Genomic DNA, 20121 nt, shown 5'->3' with positions numbered 1-20121 from the left:
AACGGTTCGGTATTGTTATTTTTAAATAATAAAGTCGTTCTCCTATATTCGCTTTATAAATAAATAACATGAAAACAAAACTATTAGTACTGCTTCTGATTCTTGTAAAATTCACTTTCGTTTCTGCACAAATGGATGACAAATTTTATTTTCCGGGGAAAGGTTTAAAACCGATCGAATGGTCGAATATCGAAAATGTAAAATTACCTGTTGAAAACGATACCATTACTGCACTAATTTTAAAGCCTAATCAAAAACCAAAAGGAACCATATTCTATTTTCACGGCGCTGGTGGAAATGTGAGCAGTTACGCGCCAATCATTATGCCTTTACTGAAAGATCATTTTCAGGTTGTTATGGTCGATTTCCGCGGTTATGGAAAATCATCCGGGACGCCAACTCATAAAAACATTGCGAGTGACGGAGAGTTGTTCTTCAATGAGATGTCCAAAAGAGAGGGAATTAAACACACAAAAATTATTATTTACGGCGCTTCAATGGGAACACAGATCGCAACGCACCTGGCCAAAAATCATGAGTCAGAAATCAGCGGTTTGGTCTTGGAAGGAACGGTTTCTTCTTTCGGCGACATTGCCGCAGTTTACGCGCCACAATATAAATCTTATTTAGAAAACAGTTTTGTTTCGCCTTATTCTGCAAAAGAAGATATCAAAGGAATGACTAAAATTCCTAAACTATTTATTCACAGCGAAGAAGATAAAGATGTTCCTTTCTCACAGGGAATGACGGTTTTTTCCGCAGCTTCCGACCCGAAAGAATTTATAGAATTTAGTGGTGAACATTTGTACGGTTTAAAATATGAGAGCGCAAAAATTCTGGAAAGCTTAGACAGGATGATCGCAAAGAAGTAGCGGCTTTTTCAAATAGATATAAAAAAATAACCAACGTTTTTGCGCTGGTTATTTTTATGTGATAAGAAGACAATTCCGTGATTATAGCCCGGATTGAGCGGTTTGTCTGAGCTCTTTTTCTGCGGTTGCAAACTGCGGGAAAAAGCGAGCCGCGAAAGCCGGTACAGTTTCCGGACGCTGCGAAAATCTTCGCGCTCCTGACTGAAATTTAATTGGTTACCGGCACACTGTTGAACCCGATGGATGTTTTCAGTGAGATGTCAGAAGTCGGCGATTGTTTCAGCACGTATACGATCCTTGCTTCTACGGTTCCTGTTTTCATTAAATTATCTAAAGTGTTGGTGGTATTCACATCCATGGCAAGGGAATTTCCCACATTATCGGGAATGGATTCGCGGGAAGCGACCAGCACCGGGTTATTGCCGCCGTTGGATAAGTATACTTTTACCGATTTGAAAACGCCCATACTTGTGCCTGAGTTTACAGACAGCGTTGCATTGGAAACCCTGATATCCTTTACATTGGCGCCTGACCCCAAAAGCTGATTCACACTTTGGCCGGCAGAAACGCTGGAAAGTTCTGTATTTGCCGGAGATCCCGCCGTAACCAAAACGGTAGCGTTATAAGGAAATGTGTTCTGTAGGATCGAGGAAACTGTGGAACAGCCGGCCAAAGTCGCTGTGGCAACAACTGCCGATAAAAATAAATTTTTCATAACTTTTAATTTTAATGAGCTAGCGTAAACAGATATTATACCATTCGATTTTATTAACAGAAGATTAACTTTTGCAACCGGAACTTGGAGAGATAATTGTATTATTCACCGCATCACAAAACTAAACCAAGTTCAGCACATCCTTTTTTATATATATGTAAAGTCCGCCGCGGGAAATTTCCTGCCGCGGATTTTTTATTTCAGCCCGATGGTGAATTTGCCGCGGGTCTCGCCCGATGCCATGTTGCTTTTGGAAACAAGGAGCCAGATCTCGCCGGGTTTTGGTACGTCGTAACTAATTTCGCGCCCAAATGGTCCATCGTAACTTCCGTCTGCAAGTTTGATCTGATTGAAACGGATATTCATTGCAGAATTTTCAGGAACAATTTTGCCGGTAATCTTCCTGTTGGTGAAATTTTTTATTTTAAGGATATAGCTTTGATCATCTGTGGTGAATTCGTCGCTGATTTTGAGCGGAATTGCGTCACCGTTGATGGTTTTGATGATCTTGTTTCCTTCAGCCACACGAAAGGTAGCTGATGCATTTTTTGCCGGTTCATGTGGCAGCGTCGTAATTCCTGTTGCGGTAGAATCGAAAGGTTTTTCGACTTCATTGTGATCGACCGCGACAGCCGAATCCCGGTTAGCAGACGTTTCGGTTACCGCCTCTTTCTTGTTGCAGGAAAACAATAGCACCGGCAGGAGGACAATTAATTTTTTCATTTTTTAAAGATTTAATAGTGGCAGGAACTCAGCGAACATTATTCCAAAGTGAAAATACGAACCGTTTCTGCGAAATTAACTTGTCCTGCCCGTCGCCGGAAAAACGGAAAATCTCAACAATTATAACAACCGCATTTTTAAGTATATTTGAGAAACTTTTTTTGTATGAACATCCCGAAGACGCTACTTGCACTCACCCTTTTACTTGCACAGATCTCTTATGCACAGGACCTTACGCAATATGTAAATCCTTTTGTCGGGACAAAGAATATGGGACATACATTTCCGGGTGCCACCACTCCATTTGGCATGGTTCAGCTTTCTCCCGAAAGCAATCAGGAACCTTACGCTATCGACGGTAAATACAATCCCGAAACATACCGCTACTGTTCCGGTTATCAGTATGATGACCATACCATTTTCGGATTTTCGCACACGCATTTCAGCGGAACAGGTCATTCTGATCTCGGCGATTTTCTGGTGATGCCCACGACAGGAAAATTAAATCTGGAACCCGGCAAAGCCGGTCAACCCCGAAGCGGTTATCATTCACGATTTTCAAAAAATACCGAGAAAGCAAGCCCAGGTTTTTATGAAGTCCAACTTGATGATTATGGCATTAAAGTCGAACTTACCGCCACCGAGCGCGTGGGTTTTCACCAATATACTTTTCCCAAGTCCACCGATTCCCATATTATTCTGGATCTGATGTCTAATATTTATAATTACGATGATAAAAATGTGTGGACATTTGTAAGGGTCGAGGATAACCAAACAGTGGTCGGCTATCGCGAAACTACAGGTTGGGCAAGAACGCGGAAAGTATTCTTCGCCATGAAGTTTTCGAAGCCCTTCAAAAGTTATGGCAGAAAGCGCTATGAAAAAGTAGAATACAACGGTTTTTACAGAAAGTTCAATGAAAACGAAAACTTCCCCGAATTTGCAGGCCGGCAGATCCGCGCTTATTTTGATTTTGATACCGCTGAAAACGAAGCGATACTGATCAAGTTTGCATTGTCGGGTGTTTCCACGTCGGGAGCGATGAAAAATCTGGAAGCCGAAATCCCGGGTTGGGACTTTGAAAAAATCAAAAAGGAAAGCGCGGCGAAATGGCAGAAAGAACTCTCGAAGATTGAAGTGGAAACCTTAACCGAAAGTGATAAAAAAATCTTTTATACCGCGCTGTATCACACCATGATGTCGCCTGTTCTCTATCAGGATGTGGACGGAAAATATCTGGACGTCGACCAAAACATTCACAATGCCAAAGATTTTACCAATTACACTATCTTTTCACTTTGGGATACCTACCGCGCTTTACATCCGCTCTATAACATCATTCAACCTAAAAGAAACAACGATTTCATCAAATCAATGCTTTCTCACGCACGCCACAGCGTACACAAAGCGCTGCCGATCTGGAGTCATTACGCCAATGAAAACTGGTGCATGATCGGTTATCACGCGGTTTCTGTGCTGGCAGATGCGGCCGCAAAAAACATGACCGATGCGGATCTGAACAAAATGCTGGAAGCAGCAGTTACCTCATCAAATTTAAAATACTACGACGGTATTGGCGATTACCTGAAATACGGTTTTGTGCCTGAAGACAAAAGCAGTTCTTCGGTTTCAAAAACTTTGGAATATGCCTATGATGACTGGTGCATCGCACAGCTGGCGAAAAAAGCCGGCGATCAGAACACAGAAGCGGTATATCTGAAAAGGAGCGAAAGTTACAGGAATGTGTACAATCCCAAATCCGGTTTTATGCATCCGAAACTTTCCGACGGCACCTTTAAAAAAGAATTCGATCCTATGGATACGCATGGTCAGGGTTTCATTGAAGGCAATGCATTCAATTACGGTTTATATGTTCCGCAGAACGTGCCCGAAATGATCAGGATGATGGGCGGCAAAGCAAAATTCTCCAGACATCTGGATGAGATCTTCACCACCGAAATTGCAGAAAAATATATTGAGAAAAATGAAGATATAACCCGCGATGGCATCATAGGAAATTATGTGCACGGCAATGAACCCGGACACCACATTCCGTATCTCTACAATTATACCAATGATGCCTGGAAAACTCAGGCGCGCGTAAGAAACATCATGCAGAAAATGTATTCTTCCGGTCCCGACGGACTCTGCGGAAACGATGATGCCGGACAAATGAGTGCGTGGTATGTTTTTTCCGCGCTCGGATTCTATCCCGTTTTACCGGGCTCCGACGAGTACCAGTTCGGTTCGCCGGCTATAGTATCAGCGAAGATCAATTTAGAGAACGGCAAAACCTTAAACATCAAAACAGAAAACCAGTCTGAAAAGAACATGTATGTTTCCAAAGTTACAGTCAACGGAAAGGAAGTAAAAAATCACATACTCAAACATGCCGATATTGCAAATGGCGGTGAGATCATATTTACCATGAGCGCAACACACTGAAAATATTTTAAAACTTTTACCGGAAATTTAAGTCCTCAAAGCCGCAACCTTTCAGTTTATTAACTTTTTGAAACAACCATATTAAATAATTACCTTTGATCTTTCATTAAAAAAATGCTGAACAATCTACGACATACGCTGGAAAAACAGTGGTTTGGGGTACTCACCAGAATGGGCGCAAAACTCGGGATCCCGGTCTCCAAGCTGCGGGTATTTTTTATTTACTCAACTTTTGCTACAGCCGGCGTTTTTTTTCTGATCTATTTGGGGCTGGCTTTTACCCTTTGGATCAAGGATATGTTCATCACGCGCAGACCTAGCGTCTTCGACCTTTAACTGCAATTTTCCAGTCACTCTGGAATCAACGGCGCGAACTTTGTTGATTCGGCAAAACATAATTCTTTTCACTTTTTTATGGAATACATACAGATTTCCTCTACGGAGGACTTTCGTGCAGCGAAAATTTACCGGTCTTACTGCGACACTTTTCCGGCAGATGAGCGGCGCAGCGGGAAACAGTTCAAAAGTCTGTTCAATCACCAGAAGGTGAAGATATTTTCGGTGTTGAAAGAATTGGAGGATATCGGATATCTCATTACCTGGGAACTTACAGACTTTACTTTCATCGAACATTTTGAGATCTTTGCGGAATACCGAAGCCTGAAATATGGTTCCGCCATCATTCAGGATTTTTGCAGGAAGTATGCGCACGTTGTGCTGGAGTCGGAACCGGCGACATTAGATGAAATTGCGGAAAGAAGGATTGGCTTTTACGAGCGAAACGGCTTCAAAATCATCGATAAAAATTACAGCCAACCCGCCTATGAACCGGACAAGAACAAGCTGGACCTTTGGCTTCTTGCCAGCTGGCAACCTGAAAACCTACCACTGATCAAAGAAGAAATTTACGACGTGGTTTATGCCTTTTAAGTCATTTCCGATTAGCTTCTGCCGCGTTCCCTTTAAATAAATAAACCTTCATTGGTAAAAGGCCGAAGAGCCACCTATCTTTTCCTCAAAAATAAGTGTGTGAGCGTCTATAAAAGATGACCTCAGTCACTAATTCACTTCGTATTCGAGTTTTATCGTAATGCTCGCTTCTTTGTCTTTGGATGAAGTATTGAAAGTTCCACCGTAGGAATATTCTTCGGTAGAATTTGGCGCGGTGATCTGGGTGACGCCCATGGTAGCTTTTTTCAGATCGCCAAGTTTTGCCCCCGCATTTTCAGCGATTTTTTCGGCGCGCTGCTTTGCATCCTTCGTGGCATCGGCAATCATCTGATGTTTTACATCGGCGAGTTTTGTGTAAAAATAATTCGGCGGCGATGAGGTAAACTCAATTCCGAGGTTGATGATCTCGGTAATATTCCGCGATAGGTTTTCGACTTTTGCCACGTCCTTGCTGTCGATAGAAACGGTTTGTGAAAGCTGATATCCTGCAAATGTCTGCGTACTTCTGCCGTTGGCATCACTGCCGTAATTGAACTGTTTCTGAATATCCACCGCGGAAAACACTACTTGATTTTTTGGAATTCCTTTGGAAACCAGGTAATTTTCGATCACTTTTTTATCATTGGCAAGTTCATCGTACGCAGACTTCAGCTCAAAACTGTTCCGCGAGAAATTGCCGCTCCAGGCGATAAGGTCTGATGTAAATTTGTTGGTTCCCAATCCCGTAACGGAAATCGTGTTGTCTGCCTTATTTCTGTTTTTAATGGCGCTGCCCAGAAAAGCGAGCCCGATGATAAATCCGGCGGCGGCAATGGCGATGGCAATTATATTTCTGTTCATTCTGTTATTTTTAAAAGATTTTACAATTGGTATTAAAGGTAATAAATAATAAAAGATCCGTTGCCCTTAACATCAAAATCCCGTCAACGATTCAGGAATTTGGGCAGCGTTTCTTCCAGCAGAAACAGCGCACGGGAAATGTTTTTCTTTCGGATGGCAGCGGTGAGTTCCGGTTGGGCAGCCATTGAGAACTGCAGGAAAGCGGTGATCTTATCGGCTGGAATTCCCATTTTTGCAAAATATTCCTCGTCGGTGTGCGCCTGGATCCAAGAAATATTGTCCTGAAGATCTTCGTACCTGTATGCGGTTTTCTGCCGCCGTGCATCGCCACTGATCAGATCGTATATCGCCTGCGGCTGAACACTTAAACTCAAGAGTGCTCCCAGAACATTCTTTTTGAAATCCGCCGGGGTTTCGCGGGGTTTCTCCGGCGGTCCGGGAACGCCAACTGCAGCCTCCACGGCGGCGGTCCGGTCTGCCTTAGTAAGGTTTCGCGAATCAACATTCAGATCACCGGTCAGTTTAATTTTAGAAACCTGAACCTCTTCTATTTCCTGCGCTGTTCTTGTAAGGGAAATTGTGAACGGGCCGGAAAGATCCATGGGACGAATAATTGTAAAATTCCTTTCGAAACCTGCACGGACAAAGCGGAGTTCGTCACTTTCATTTGCATCAATCGTAAATTTTCCTGTGAGATCGGTATAGGTTTTCTGTTCGGTCCGCAGATTAAAAACCAGCACAGCTGGCAAAGCGTAATGATCTTCATCGGTCACCGTACCGGAAACTGACTGTGCAAAAATATTTGTGGCGAAACACAAAAACGCCATTAAGACGATCCGAAACATCAGGAACCGACTTTATGCGTTTTGATATATTCCTGATACGCCATCAGCATGTCGGCAGTAATCGCCGCAATATTAAAATCTTTGCGGTATTTTTTAGCCAGCGAATAAGACTGATCCGCATAGATCAGAAAACGGTCAATTTCTTCCTCATCGAAACCGCGATTGGTGTAAAAGCTTAAATCGAGTGTAGTTTTTATCCTGCGGTAAAACGCCTGCGTTTCGGCGTATTTCGCTGTGGTGAGCGGCGGATCTTTTATTTTACGCAAAAGACCGGCTACTGCAGACGCAAGCCCAATCATATTGATCTGTCCGGCGCTGTAGTTACGCGGAGCAAAAGCCGAAGGTGTAGAAAGTGCCGGTGCCGCTTCGGTTGGCGGACGCAGCATATAAGCTGACAGACTGGAATTGAGCGCGGTAACGCGCGTCGGCGCATCGAGTGCCTTGACATCTTTTTTTAGAATTCCGCTGACATGGTAAGCAAGTTCCACTTCCTCGATAAGAAAAGGCGATTTTTCCAGTGACACCAGAAGCGGCTGGGAAAATGAAGCAGCAGTTATTTTCACCGAAAGGCGGTCAAAATTATTTTTAATGAACCTCAGCTCATCGGAATTTCTGGCAGCAACCATAAAATTGCCGTCTTTATCGGTCAGTGTTTTTTCATCCGTGCGTACATTAAGGATGATAACGCCCGGCAGTTCGCCGCTCAGTTCAGACGAGACTTTACCAAAGATATATTCCTGAGAAAAGAGTGAAAGCGAGGTAATGAAAAAAAAGAGAATGAGTAATTTTTGCGTCATACCGTTTGTTTACGTAAATATATTTCATATTGGGACGCGTCAATAATTCTTTAAAATTTTACTTTAAAACTTTAATGGACTTTAACGGCTTTTGTGAGTAATTTAGAGAACGGCGTTTTTGTTTTTGTTAAAGTTCCGGAAATTCGCAGCTGCAATACACGGTTTGATGTTGGACTTATTGATTTAAAGAAAAGAAAAATATGTCGCATACTTTTTTGCAGCCTGACCAATTCGTGCGGATCTTTTTTAAAATTTCTGGGAACAGAATTGCTTCGTTTATTTTGATAGTGGTTGCAGAAATGGAGTCTGCGTAAGGGATTGCAGAGGAAATCCCCGCCTCAGCGGGATTGGAACGGAAAGCCCGACCTGAATTGCGCGGGCCTCGCGGTGGCATGAAGGTTACGCCCAAATGAATTTTTTGAGTGAGTAAGTTGTTGAGTCTTCTTGTAAAATTCTTATTTGTGGAATGTGGGCGCGATTTTGTATCTTTGTGGACTTACAAAAATTGGGGTTGACTGGTTTCGACAGCAAGATCAATGGGTAAGGTTGCATGCAGAGAACCGTGACGCGATCTCTTAAATCCCTTGTCACAAAATTTTAACTGGCGACCAAGAGTTTGCTCTTGCAGCTTAATCTGAATTACAGTAGGATTCAAGCGTTCTCCCGAAGATAGTAAGGAGGCAGGATGTCTCGCAAATGCTCCGTTCTGCGGCGTTTGATTCTGAGGCATAGCAATGCAGAAATAAGTCCTGAAAAGCTTCGGTTCAGGATCGAAAACCACAGAAGATAAGTGGTAAATTGGGTGTCTGTGCTCTGTTTACCATCGAAAATTAAATACAGACTAAGCATGTAGAAGCTTTATGTATTGCTTGTTTGGACGAGGGTTCGAATCCCTCCAACTCCACTTAAAACCCTGTAAATTACTGATTTACAGGGTTTTATTTTTTAAGGTGCTATTTTAGGTGCTATTTATAATTTATAGCGTTCTATAGATTTATATTTTTACAGACAAAAAGAACCTCTTCATTTAACTTGTTATTCTTATTTAGAGCGTAATTATATTTACCAAGATTATACTCTAAAATTTCAAACTCAGCAAAACCTCTCAACAAATCTCCAATCTGTTCTATTGAAGGAACTCCATTATTTCTATATGATATAACAATATGTGAGTTAAGATGTCTATTAATTAATGATCTTAAATCATTCAAGAAATTTTTTTTGTTTTCAAATTCTTTTGATGAATTTATAGTAATTTCTCTATTCTTTTTTTCAAAATTAATATTGTCTGGTATATCATTATAATTAACCAGCCCTTCAAGAAAATGATACTTACTATGATATGAAGTTGAGCTCCCTTTTGTGAAATATGGAGGATCAATATATACTAAATCAGCTGTAATAGGACAGTTCAATGCAGTATAATTATGTGCTGTGTTGATTCTCCCATTATCTATACAAACTTCATTCAATTCATTAATAAATCTTATAAAAAGCTCTTGGAAACTTTTTTCCCAAGTCTGTTTGTTTCCAAAACTACCAGTAGTGTAATTTACTCTCATATTCAAATTTTTTCTATGAAATAAATTATATGGTCTCTTCATTAAGCAACTTTGAAAAAGAATATATAATGCACTGCATTTTATATTTTCATTTTCTTCAGCTATAACATTTTGAATGTAAATATCAATCTGGTCATTTTCTTCATCTGTAAAATATATATCATTATAATATTCGGAAATATACTTTAGATAATTAATCTCAGGTACTTTTTCAAAAAACCGAATTGCATTTTCATATGTTAATTCATTTGTACTTTGTTCAATTAACTTCTTCCCAATTAAAAAATTGAATTGAAAAATATCGTTATAGAAAACTTGCTTATTGTGAAATTTAGCAAAGTAAGAAAATGAGGCTGAGCCTCCAAAAATATCCAATACAGAGTCAAACTCAAGATCTGCTTCGTTTACAATGATGTTCCATATTTTATCAACTATCTTCCTTTTTGAACCATAATATCTAGTTTGAGGTAATACTATATCTGGCATATATTCTTAATAAATTCTTTTAGTTTTGAAAGTTCCGGCTCCGCTATACACTCTAAATTTAAATCCTGATGTCCAAAAAATGGCAACTTAAATTTATATGGTACAACAGCAAATCCTTCTCTTGGTTTGTTATACAATGGATCTGTAAAGAAGTGCCTATAATTATCTAAATTTTGATCACTTAAAAATCCTAATAGAATAAAGGAAAAGTTCTCTAAATTGGTATCTGCTATTTGCTTTAAATATTCAATATTATTATTATACTTTTTAGACGTGTCATAAACATTATCTTTATTAAGTGTGGTTTTTGCTTCTAAGAAGTAAAAATTATCATCTCTGTAAATTACGAAATCAAATTCTGCTTTTGATTGCCCGTTTATAGTTAGTTCAACATTACTTATGAATTCGATATTTAATTCTAAAAGCAATTCTTCAATAAGATCTTCATAATACTTCTCAACTAAATAAAAAGATAATTCAGCTTTCAAAATATTAACTTTTAACTTTTCTTTTTTTTGAGGTTCAGAATTTACAAACCCTTCCGTAAATTTTTCATCCTTATGCTTAAGATAATGTAACAGATTATATTTTTTGCCTATTTTCTGCTCTGAATAAATACCCAATAATTCCTTTTCAGCATCTTCATCCGGCAGAAAAAAATTAAAGTTTAATAAATCATTCAAGTTTTTGAGAACAATAAACTTCTCAAAAAAACCTTGATATTCATCTTTTATTTCTATACCTCTATCGATGTATAAATTATGTTTAAGATTACATAGAAGCTTATTAAAATCTGCCTCCTTGCTTTTGGCTTTGAAATTCTTGATTAGTTCAGAATCATATAGAAATGTTTGCGACCGCTTTTTAAAATAAGTTTCTTTAAATAAATGCCACAAATTTTGATTAACCTTTTCTTCTTTTACATAATTTTTTGAATCTACATTATATTTTAATAATATGTGATTGTTAACTTTAATTCCTACAACACTTTTATCATTAGAATTTTTGTCGATAACAATAAAATATTCATCCTTATCTGGATTAAATTTCAAATTATTATTCAATTCGTGTTCGTAATTAATCCATATGTTATCGAAATCTATTTCAACAATTTCAAGTAATTCGAAATTGAAAAAATCAGCTTCTAAATAAAGTAATTGAGGTTTTAAATTATCTTGACTAATCACTTTTATATATTGTCCAGCCTTATTAAAATCATAGATTGTTGAAATACTTTTTATCGAATCCTTTAGTCTTTCATTGCTAAGATTTTCGGTAATCTCACCAATCATATTGATAGTTTTAAACTTATCATTCAAACTATTTTCTACTTCCTTTTTTTTTGATAATGTGGAATAGATGGTAAATTTATCTTTAAAGTAATAGAGATACTCCTTAGTTTTAAGTTTAGATGTAAATATTTCGTTTCGTAAGTAGTATGAGTTTAAATTAACAGCCAGAGAATCAAAAAATTGCTCTTTTGTATATATATATTCCTCATCTTTATCTTGTTCTAGGTATTCTTCTTTATTTATTCCTAACTTTTCGTAAAAATCTTCAGAGAATAAGGTTACCGCATATTTAATATCATCTTTATTAATCTCAATATTTTCTAATTTAATAAACACATCATAGCATAAATTAAACAATGCCACTAAATATGGATCAAGCTTTAAAGCAATTTTATAGGCAAATATTTTATTATTGTTATCAAACATACTATAAACTGGAATTAGTATAACTTTCAATTATTGGCTTCAGCTTTGATTGATGTTCAAAGTTTTGTCTATATAGCTCTAAGAGAGTAAACAAATCCTCGAAATCTTCAATATCGACTATATTTAATTTAAAATTTTTAAGGAATTCATATTTATCTAAATATGAATAATTCAATTCCATCGATTCGGGAACAAATATGGAAATATTCTTAAAGAAGATTTTTTTGTCAAAATTTAAATATTCGATACTGCTTTTTACTTTCATTATTTCATTATCAATAACCGATAAATCCTTACTAAAGATAAAATAGCAGAAAGTATCTGTTTCATAATTATAATAGTAGCGCAACTGACTAGTAAACTCATCAATTTTAATATTGAAACTTTCAAGATAATATTCTAAAGGATCAAAAAACTTACGATGTATATTTTTGAAGGCATCAACATTTATGTTAAGATCTCTTTTAGTTTCGTTAAAAATTTCAAGAAGAGAATTATCTTTTAATTGTTTTTCAAAACTCTGCTTTTCAGTTTTTCCAAAAAGTATATCTGAAATTCTTTGTATTAGTAATCTATTACTTGTGACATCTGTTTCTTTTGACAATTTCTTTAACACTTCGTTAGTGTCTTCTTCAGAACTAAACAACTCTTTTAAATAATCAATTAAAGCTTCTTTATCCTTTTTCTCTGTAATTGGATTTATAGCAATTATGTGTTTAGCTATTCTTTGATATAAGGGTTCATTAGTTGTTTGAATAAGATTACTAGAGACATCTTCAGTTAGTGCTAGAATTAAATAATGACCGTTGACTTTATTCGAAAGATCAATTAGTTCCCTTAAAGAGGTCAAAAAATGAGAAAATCTAGTTTTAGATTTTTCTCGAATTTTCTCTACTTCATCAATACAAAAAATAACGTATTTGCCTGTTTGGGATAATATGTTTAAAAACAAAACCAATACTTCTCTCCGTTCATAATCTCTTAATTGACGCAATTCGTGCTTATCAAAATATCTTTTACTATTTAATCTTCCAGTACCGAGATAAAAGACATTTTTAATTACGGATATATCATTAGAAGAAAATAGTTTTTTCGTATATTCTTCAATCGCACTAAAATTATCACTATAATTATTTGCAAGTGATGAATAATCAAAGTCTTCCTCAACAAATTTTTTAACACTTTCAATGATATAGTCTGTAAAGTTATCTTCTATTATTTTTAGTAGATTAAGTATGATATCAAAATTATCTACATCAGCTCGAGAATATAATACCCTAATATCTTCTTGTTTTTTATAATAAAGAGATAGATATTTCAAAATATTAGTTTTACCATTTCCATAGTAAGCAGTAATAATTGAAGTTTGAAAGCGTTCTTTCTTTATCGTGTCAATTTTAGCTTTAATATTACTTTTAGCATCTTCTTGATCAACGATATAAAAAGGTAATTCAGGAACTTTCCCTTCTTTCACGTCCGCTATAAAGCTATCTGATGGTATTTGGGAAATCTTATCCCACAATTGAGATTCGGCCATATTTTTTTATTTATTAAGCTCTTTAATTCTAATATTTACGACTGGTCTATTTCTAATAAAGTACTGATTTTTACCCGAAATTGCCTGAACAACATTATTAAAGAATATATTATACTTGTTTCTTTCTAACTCATAAAACTCCGAAATAAAAGTTTGAAAAGATTTCTTTCCAAGATTCATTTTTTCTGCTATTTCTTGCAATGATAAAAAGCCTAGTTCATTTTTAGGGGCAGTTTGATAGATCAGTAAAAATAAATCAACTTTTTTCTGAATTTTACTTTTAGAAATAACTTTCTCTTTGTAATATTCATCAACTTGTTTTTTTATTTTTTTATATAATTCTTCAAACCCATCACCAATTATGATTTCTAAGTATGACTTTTTTATATTGAAATTTTTATCCAAAAAGGCCAAATCATTTATCCAATGTTCTCTTACTTTACTAAAGTTTTTCTCATTACTAGCTTCAGTATATCGAAAATGCTTGATACCAAATTTATCAATAAGAAATTCAAAATGTATTTCCTCTATACTTAAATTTTTTATTTTTTTTTGAATTTTTTGCAATAAAGCTAAAGAAATGAAAAAATGGAAATCTCTTTTAATAATTGAGCTAAATAAAATCTCTTTCTCTTTGGTGCTAAGTTTGAATGAGCCACTTCGGAGGTTTACTAATATCTCGCCCGTGCTTTTCAGCTGATTATTATGATCTACAAAGTCTAATTTATCTTTTGCCAAATTAATAAAGTAAGAAGTCGCTTTGTATGTACTAAAGATAGATCTATCAACATCAGTTATTCTTTTTGCTAGAGATTCATTTATGATTTTCTTCTTTTTTTCTTTTGTAATACCAATAATACTATCATATGACTTTTTTATTGATTCATACGATGGAATCCCGTGTGTTAAAGATTCAGTTGGATTGTTTTTGTATAAATTGTATAACTTTTTAATAAGGTATACATAAAATTCGAAGTAGAAATCAGACTTAGCTACTTCATTACTACTGTTTTTGTCTTTTATGAAGCTACAAACCCATTTCACAGAATTTAAATTCTGATTATATGGCCTATGCAAACTTTTAATGTAAATTATCGACTCCAACTAATATATTATTTTAAGAGGATAAAAGTAATGTTTTTAGATGATATAAAATAAGCTCATTATCAATATTCGCCGATTCTATATAACTGATTATTAAATAAATAGTATTTGTTAATGTTTAAACAATTATCAAACTGCCGATATCCAGCTATTTTAGAAAAACAAATAACACCAAAATGTTCTATTTTATCATTATTGGAGACAGTAGCAAGACATCTAAAATTTCACAAATAGTTGAGCGAAAATTTTTACTTCATATTATTCATCTTGATTTATCAATTTTAAGTATAACTACTTCATTCTTCAATGACTGTAAAATACAATTCATATTTCAATTTCTAAATAATCATTTTGGTTTCAACAACCTCTTCTTTTTTCAATTCGTCGTATGGTTATAAAGGACAATATGATAATCTGAATAAAGAAAGAACTTAGTACAAAATTTATCAAATAAAAAAATACCGATTTTCGTCGGTATTCTATTCATTTATGAGTTTAAAATTTTCAATAGTGATTTTTCAATTCTACTGTGAGCCAAAATCAAAAAAATCCTTTAAAGACATTCCAACGAAATCACAAAATTTTGATATTGTATAAATAGTCAATCCTCTTTTATTGTTTTTACTTTCCCAACGATTTAATATTTGCCTATCAATTTCGAACTTTTTGGCAAATTCAGATTGTGACAAACCAGTATTAACTCTTAGAAACTTAATTCTATCAGCAATTTTATTTTTTAGCAATATATCTTCCTCGTTGAGTCCAGCCATAACGCAATTTTGCAAAAAATCATAATTTTATTGTAATCCATTTGGATTACAATAGTGTTTTTTTTATATTTGCTAATAATACAATGCAATTATTCCAATACAACTAAAATATTGAAGCAATTGATTAGAATCTCGCATTAGAAAACTGGTAATTTTTATGTGTACTAGAAGATAAGTAAATTTGCCCACGACTTCAGCGTGCACTCACTTAACGTACACGGGTATACCATTGCCTCTAATGCTGTAAGTTGAGTTCCACGCCTTTCTCTTGGACAAAATGTAGTGAGTGAGTATTCTCAATGATGTAGGGAATTCATCTTATTAATCGAAGCAGTTCTTCAATCAATAATTTAGCTAAATACGCTGCTTATGAAAAGAACAGACTCTTTGCCGAGAAAGTTGAGCAATCTTCAGTTGTACGAATTGCTGAAAAAAGGCAATCCGACCGCTCTCGAACATATTCATCTACGCAACAAAAGACTTCTTTTCTGGGTTGGATGGCAGGTGCTTAAGGATGATTTTGTAGTGGAAACTATTGTTCAGGATACCTTCCTTAAATTGTGGCTACACCGTGACACCATTGAAACGCCTAATCATATTACTGGCTTTTTACGGTTTGTTATGAAAAGAGATTGTATATCGTATGTCACTGCGCCAAGGAATAAATTCACCCGTCTTATGGCCTCTCTTGAAAGTTTTGAGAATTATCAGGATTATCTTGTGGGTTATGATCCCCTAACTGATAAAGAGAATCTCCTTAGTCACGAATTGGATCAGAAAAATTTCGATGAAGTCAAAAAAGTTTTACCCGTTCTGGAACCCAAAAGAAAACACCTAATTGAACTTTGCCTGGAATATGGCTTTCAGCACAAACCAATCGCAGAAGCAATGGGAAGTAGTGTGAAAGACATCAGCAATGAGGTAAGCAGAGCTATAAATGATCTTCGGAAAATTCTTAATAGAAGTTCTTTTGAACAGCCACAGGAAAAAGCTCTCTATAATAAAGAACAGTCAGAAAAACTGAGTAGTCAACAACTCGATATTTTGAAAAGAAGGTTTGAGCAGAAATCTTCATTTACAGTTATTGCCCGAGAACTCAAATTACCTGAAAAGGAAGTACATCGGGAATTTCTGTATGCATATCAATATCTACAAAACCAAAACACTTCTGAAATAACTCTTTGAAATGGAAAAATCCACGATGACATTGACCCGAAGAATTCAGCTGCTGATCGATCTTCCTGCAAATGAACAAAAAGAGATGTGGGAAAAACTCTACCGGTATCAGAACCGCTGTTTCAGAGCGGCTAATTTTATCGTTTCCCATTTGTATGTTCAGGAAATGATCAAGGATTTCTTTTACCTCACCGAAGAAATCCAATACAAACTAGCAGATGTAAACAAAGATGAAATGGGAATATTCACCCGTTCGAAAATACACACAACTGCACGTATGGTTTTTGATCGCTTCAAAGGAGAAATTCCCACCGACATTTTGGGAAGTCTGAACAATACGATTCAATCAACCTTTTCCAAAAACAAAGCCTATTACTGGCAGGGATCAAAATCATTGCGAAACTTTAAGAAAGATATTCCAATTCCGCTTCCTGTTAAATGCACTACTAAAATGAGATATGATGCCGAAAAGAAAGCATTTTGCTTCAATATGTTTGCGATTCCTGTTAAAACGTATTTAGGAAAAGACTTCTCAGATAAGCGGTTGATAATGGAACGCCTATTAAGAAAAGAGATCAAGGTTTGCACATCGCAAATTCAACTGAAAGGTGGGAAAATCTATTGGCTTGCCGTATTCGAATTTGAAAAAGAAGAGCATCTTTTAAAACCCGAAATCATTGCAGAGGCTTCCCTGTCTTTAGAACATCCAATAGTGGCAAAAGCCAACAATGTTCGAATCAATATTGGCTCGAAAGAGGAATTTTTATATCGCAGGCTTGCAATTCAGGCAAGTCAAAAAAGGATTCAAGACGGTATCGCCTATGCCCGATCAGGAAATGGAGTCAAACGCAAACAAAAGGCATTGTATAAAACAGAGAATTTGGAAAGCCGTTATGTAAGTCATCGGCTTCATTTGTACAGCCGGAAGCTTATTGATTTCTGTATCAAACAACAGGCGGGCACACTTGTTCTTAAAAATCAGGAAGATAAAATTGGGATTGCAAAAGAACAGGAATTTGTACTTCGCAACTGGAGCTATTATGAATTGCAGACCAAAATAAAATACAAGGCTGAAAAAGCCGGAATTGAATTGATCATTGGATAGAAAAAAATTAATGAGGGTGCTTGTAAACCCGTAGGGTGAGGTCTTGAACACTCACTAAATACTCCAGTAGTATATACAACGGCGTGGGCTTCTTTTTTACGTCAAACATTGATTAAAAATAACGAAATAGATGACGGAGAATAGAAGAATATACTGATTTTGATTTTTTCCCAAACTGCTCCAATTGGATATTTAATTCAAGTAATAACTTTCAATTAGAAAAAGAGGCTCAACCTAAGTGATGAGCCTCTTTTTCTATTACTAATAAGACTTACATTTATAGACCTATTAATTATTGCTATTATAATATTTTTGTTTCAGCCATAAACTAACCCTAACCAATAAAATTAAAACAGGTACTTCCACAAGAGGGCCGATGACCCCAACAAATGCTTGTGAAGAATGGATTCCAAAAACCGCTATAGCAACAGCAATAGCTAATTCAAAATTGTTTCCTGTTGCTGTAAAAGCAATCGACGCATTTTTATCGTAAGGCACTTTCAATGCCTTACTAATGAAAAAGCTGATGAAGAATGTAAGAACAAAGTAAATTACTAATGGAATGGCAACTTTAACAACGTCCATTGGTAGCTCTAAAATTTTGTCTCCCTTCAAACTAAACATCAATACTATTGTAAACAGCAAAGCATACAAAGTAATAGGTGAAATAGCCGGAATGAATTTTCTATTGAACCAGTCTTTTCCTTTTAATTTAATCAAGAAGTAACGGCTCAAAAATCCTGCAATAAATGGAATTCCTAAATAAATGAATACACTCTCGGCAACATCTTTCATTGGTACCGCAATGTTAAAATTTCCTAAGCCTAGTTTTTGTGGTAATACATTTATGAAAAGCCAAACATAAAAACTATAAAACACCAATTGGAAAATACTGTTTAATGCGATTAGCATAGCTGCGTACTCCCGATTACCTTTTGCTAAATCGTTCCATACAATTACCATTGCAATACATCTTGCTAGACCGATCAAAATTAGACCAATCATATAGTCCGGTTCATCCCGAAGAAAAATGATAGCTAATACAAACATTAAAATAGGGCTGATAATCCAATTTAGTAGTAATGATAACGACATTACTTTTTTGTCTTTGAAAGCCATTGGTAAGAGAGAATAATCCACTTTTGCCAAGGGAGGGTACATCATTAAAATCAACCCTATTGCTAAAGGAATATTAGTTGTTCCGACAGATAAAGAATTTGTGACAGTAGAAATATCAGGAAAGAAATATCCCAACCCAACGCCGAAAAGCATTGCTAAAAAAATCCATAAGGTAAGAAAGCGGTCGAGGAATTTTAATTTTGGTTGCATCGTCTAATTATTGAGTTGAGCGTATTGTTCCGCTGTTAATAAATTTTCAGTTTCTCTTAGGTCTTCAATTTCAATTTTCACAATCCAGCCATTATCAAAGGGATTAGAATTTACAAGCGTTGGCTCTTTTAAAAGTTGCTCATTGGTTTCAATTATTTTCCCTGAAAGAGGCATAAATAGGTCGCTGACAGTTTTAATGGCTTCTACAGAACCAAATACTTCGTCTTGTTTGAAGTTATGATTAACATTCGGTAAGTCAACATATACGATTTCTCCCAATTCCTTTTGAGCAAATGCTGTAATACCGACAGTTGCAATTTTGTTCTCAATACGAACCCAAGTATGTTCTTTAGAATAATATAAATCTTTTAAAAGTTCCATTTTTTAGATTTTTGAAGATTAATAGCCACGTCTTAGATTTTCTGCATACTCGTTTGGAAGAGGGCTGTCTTCCACTGCCTTTGCTGCCTTTTCAAAGTCATAGTCAAAACGGATAAATTCTACACTGATGCTTTCTTTGTTCAAGACAGAACTGTTTTCATCAACTGTCAACATCACATAACCACCTCTGATATCATTGTCTTTCGGCTTCCCAACCGAACCAATATTTACTGCGTGACGAAAATGATCTTGACCATCAATACCCGAATTTAAAACTCTGTGATATGGTTTGTGTGTATGTCCGAAACACATAATGTCGGCATCGGCCTGTTCCATAATGCGAAGCATACTTTTTTCTTCACGGTCTTCGAAAAGATATTCATTTATTTTTCTCGGACTCCCGTGTACCAAAAGCAGGTTTAGTTTGTCTTCATTCAATTGAAATTCTACTTTTATATGTGCTGGAAGTGTACGTAGGTACGCACGTTCGTCGTCTTTCATCAAAGAATTAGTAAAAGAAATGGAAATGTTTCCGTTGTCCTTCTCAGCGTCTGTTTTGTAGGCGCAACCGCATTCATTACTCATTCTCCCAATGCCAAAATCGTAGTTACCTGCAATAGTTGGTATTTTTCTTTTACGGATTTCATTGACCACTTCATTTGGCCAGATATTGTAACCTACTAAATCTCCCAAACAATAAATGCTGTCGGGATTTCTTTTTTCAACATCTGCAAAGAATGCTTCCAATGCAGGGAGATTAGCGTG

19 protein-coding genes and 1 other RNA gene are annotated in these 20121 nt (G+C 35.9%); 7 read left to right on the top strand and 13 right to left on the bottom strand.

The genetic code is table 11. From position 1 onward, the window contains the following. Positions 1–68 precede the first annotated feature (68 nt). Entirely contained in the window at positions 69–872 is an 804-nt protein-coding gene (locus H562_RS0100640; RefSeq protein WP_027375745.1) for an alpha/beta hydrolase family protein, read from the top strand. A 208-nt stretch (positions 873–1080) separates the two neighbouring features. On the opposite strand, the gene H562_RS0100630 is transcribed toward H562_RS0100640, so the two are convergent. After that, positions 1081–1587 carry a hypothetical protein gene (locus tag H562_RS0100630; RefSeq protein WP_027375744.1) on the bottom strand — a complete coding sequence of 169 codons (507 nt, stop codon included), beginning with the start codon at positions 1585–1587 and terminating at the stop codon, positions 1081–1083. A 195-nt stretch (positions 1588–1782) separates the two neighbouring features. Beyond that, positions 1783–2310, bottom strand: coding sequence for a hypothetical protein (locus tag H562_RS15280; RefSeq protein WP_051190350.1), 528 nt, complete (start codon positions 2308–2310; stop codon positions 1783–1785). Between the two features lie 165 nt (positions 2311–2475). Here H562_RS15280 and H562_RS0100620 point away from each other — a divergent pair, with 165 nt between their 5' ends. The 3 genes from H562_RS0100620 (at position 2476) to H562_RS0100610 (ending at position 5685) form a co-directional block, all read left to right on the top strand. Next, the gene (locus tag H562_RS0100620; protein ID WP_027375743.1) at positions 2476–4755 is read left to right on the top strand and encodes a GH92 family glycosyl hydrolase; all 2280 of its coding nucleotides are present in this window, start codon (positions 2476–2478) and stop codon (positions 4753–4755) included. A 114-nt stretch (positions 4756–4869) separates the two neighbouring features. Beyond that, complete coding sequence (locus H562_RS0100615; RefSeq protein ID WP_027375742.1) at positions 4870–5091, top strand: PspC family transcriptional regulator; 222 nt, start codon at positions 4870–4872, stop codon at positions 5089–5091. A gap of 78 nt (positions 5092–5169) precedes the next feature. Continuing rightward, a complete protein-coding gene (locus H562_RS0100610) occupies positions 5170–5685 on the top strand; it encodes a GNAT family N-acetyltransferase (protein ID WP_027375741.1) in 516 nt (171 codons plus the stop codon). Positions 5686–5814: 129 nt separating this feature from the next. Here H562_RS0100610 and H562_RS0100605 read toward each other — a convergent pair whose 3' ends face one another. The 3 genes from H562_RS0100605 to H562_RS15275 form a co-directional block, all read right to left on the bottom strand. Further along, complete coding sequence (locus H562_RS0100605) at positions 5815–6546, bottom strand: SIMPL domain-containing protein (protein WP_027375740.1); 732 nt, start codon at positions 6544–6546, stop codon at positions 5815–5817. 83 nt (positions 6547–6629) lie between these two features. Further along, positions 6630–7391 (bottom strand): carboxypeptidase-like regulatory domain-containing protein, encoded by a 762-nt coding sequence (locus H562_RS0100600; RefSeq protein WP_051190349.1) that lies wholly within the window; start codon positions 7389–7391, stop codon positions 6630–6632. Next, positions 7391–8188, bottom strand: a complete 798-nt coding sequence (locus tag H562_RS15275; protein ID WP_051190348.1) for a peptidase associated/transthyretin-like domain-containing protein — start codon at positions 8186–8188, stop codon at positions 7391–7393. Before H562_RS15275 ends, H562_RS0100600 begins: the two co-directional genes overlap by 1 nt. A 507-nt stretch (positions 8189–8695) precedes the next feature. Here H562_RS15275 and ssrA point away from each other — a divergent pair. Then, positions 8696–9095: a transfer-messenger RNA gene (gene ssrA, locus H562_RS15480) on the top strand. 79 nt (positions 9096–9174) lie between these two features. Here the strand turns inward: ssrA and H562_RS14395 are convergent. The 5 genes from H562_RS14395 to H562_RS0100560 all read right to left on the bottom strand — a co-directional run bounded on the left by H562_RS14395 (position 9175) and on the right by H562_RS0100560 (position 15365). After that, positions 9175–10236, bottom strand: coding sequence for a DNA adenine methylase (locus tag H562_RS14395; protein WP_051190347.1), 1062 nt, complete (start codon positions 10234–10236; stop codon positions 9175–9177). Continuing rightward, positions 10224–11954 carry a hypothetical protein gene (locus H562_RS0100575; RefSeq protein ID WP_034690303.1) on the bottom strand — a complete coding sequence of 577 codons (1731 nt, stop codon included), beginning with the start codon at positions 11952–11954 and terminating at the stop codon, positions 10224–10226. The genes H562_RS14395 and H562_RS0100575 overlap by 13 nt, the downstream gene beginning before the upstream one ends. A gap of 1 nt (position 11955) precedes the next feature. After that, positions 11956–13491, bottom strand: coding sequence for a hypothetical protein (locus H562_RS0100570; protein ID WP_027375735.1), 1536 nt, complete (start codon positions 13489–13491; stop codon positions 11956–11958). Positions 13492–13497: 6 nt separating this feature from the next. Then, the gene (locus tag H562_RS0100565) at positions 13498–14595 is read right to left on the bottom strand and encodes a hypothetical protein (RefSeq protein WP_156831936.1); all 1098 of its coding nucleotides are present in this window, start codon (positions 14593–14595) and stop codon (positions 13498–13500) included. A gap of 524 nt (positions 14596–15119) precedes the next feature. Further along, the gene (locus tag H562_RS0100560) at positions 15120–15365 is read right to left on the bottom strand and encodes a helix-turn-helix transcriptional regulator (RefSeq protein ID WP_027375733.1); all 246 of its coding nucleotides are present in this window, start codon (positions 15363–15365) and stop codon (positions 15120–15122) included. A 369-nt stretch (positions 15366–15734) separates the two neighbouring features. Between H562_RS0100560 and H562_RS0100555 the strand changes: the two genes are divergently transcribed. Both H562_RS0100555 and H562_RS0100550 read left to right on the top strand, forming a co-directional pair. After that, the gene (locus H562_RS0100555; RefSeq protein WP_051190346.1) at positions 15735–16550 is read left to right on the top strand and encodes an RNA polymerase sigma factor; all 816 of its coding nucleotides are present in this window, start codon (positions 15735–15737) and stop codon (positions 16548–16550) included. 1 nt (position 16551) lies between these two features. Beyond that, positions 16552–17646 (top strand): transposase, encoded by a 1095-nt coding sequence (locus H562_RS0100550; RefSeq protein ID WP_027375731.1) that lies wholly within the window; start codon positions 16552–16554, stop codon positions 17644–17646. Positions 17647–17934: 288 nt separating this feature from the next. Here the strand turns inward: H562_RS0100550 and arsB are convergent, their stop codons facing one another. The 3 genes from arsB to H562_RS0100535 all read right to left on the bottom strand — a co-directional run. Further along, complete coding sequence (gene arsB, locus H562_RS0100545; RefSeq protein WP_027375730.1) at positions 17935–18975, bottom strand: ACR3 family arsenite efflux transporter; 1041 nt, start codon at positions 18973–18975, stop codon at positions 17935–17937. 3 nt (positions 18976–18978) lie between these two features. Next, the gene (gene gcvH, locus H562_RS0100540) at positions 18979–19356 is read right to left on the bottom strand and encodes a glycine cleavage system protein GcvH (protein WP_027375729.1); all 378 of its coding nucleotides are present in this window, start codon (positions 19354–19356) and stop codon (positions 18979–18981) included. Between the two features lie 18 nt (positions 19357–19374). Then, positions 19375–20121 (bottom strand): metallophosphoesterase family protein (locus H562_RS0100535; protein ID WP_027375728.1); only part of this gene is annotated, 747 nt, incomplete at its 5' end.

The sequence above is a fragment of the Kaistella palustris DSM 21579 genome, assembly GCF_000422265.1.
Classification (GTDB): domain Bacteria; phylum Bacteroidota; class Bacteroidia; order Flavobacteriales; family Weeksellaceae; genus Kaistella; species Kaistella palustris.
Note: the sequence above shows the minus strand (reverse complement) of the source record. Positions and strands in the feature narration are given on the sequence as shown.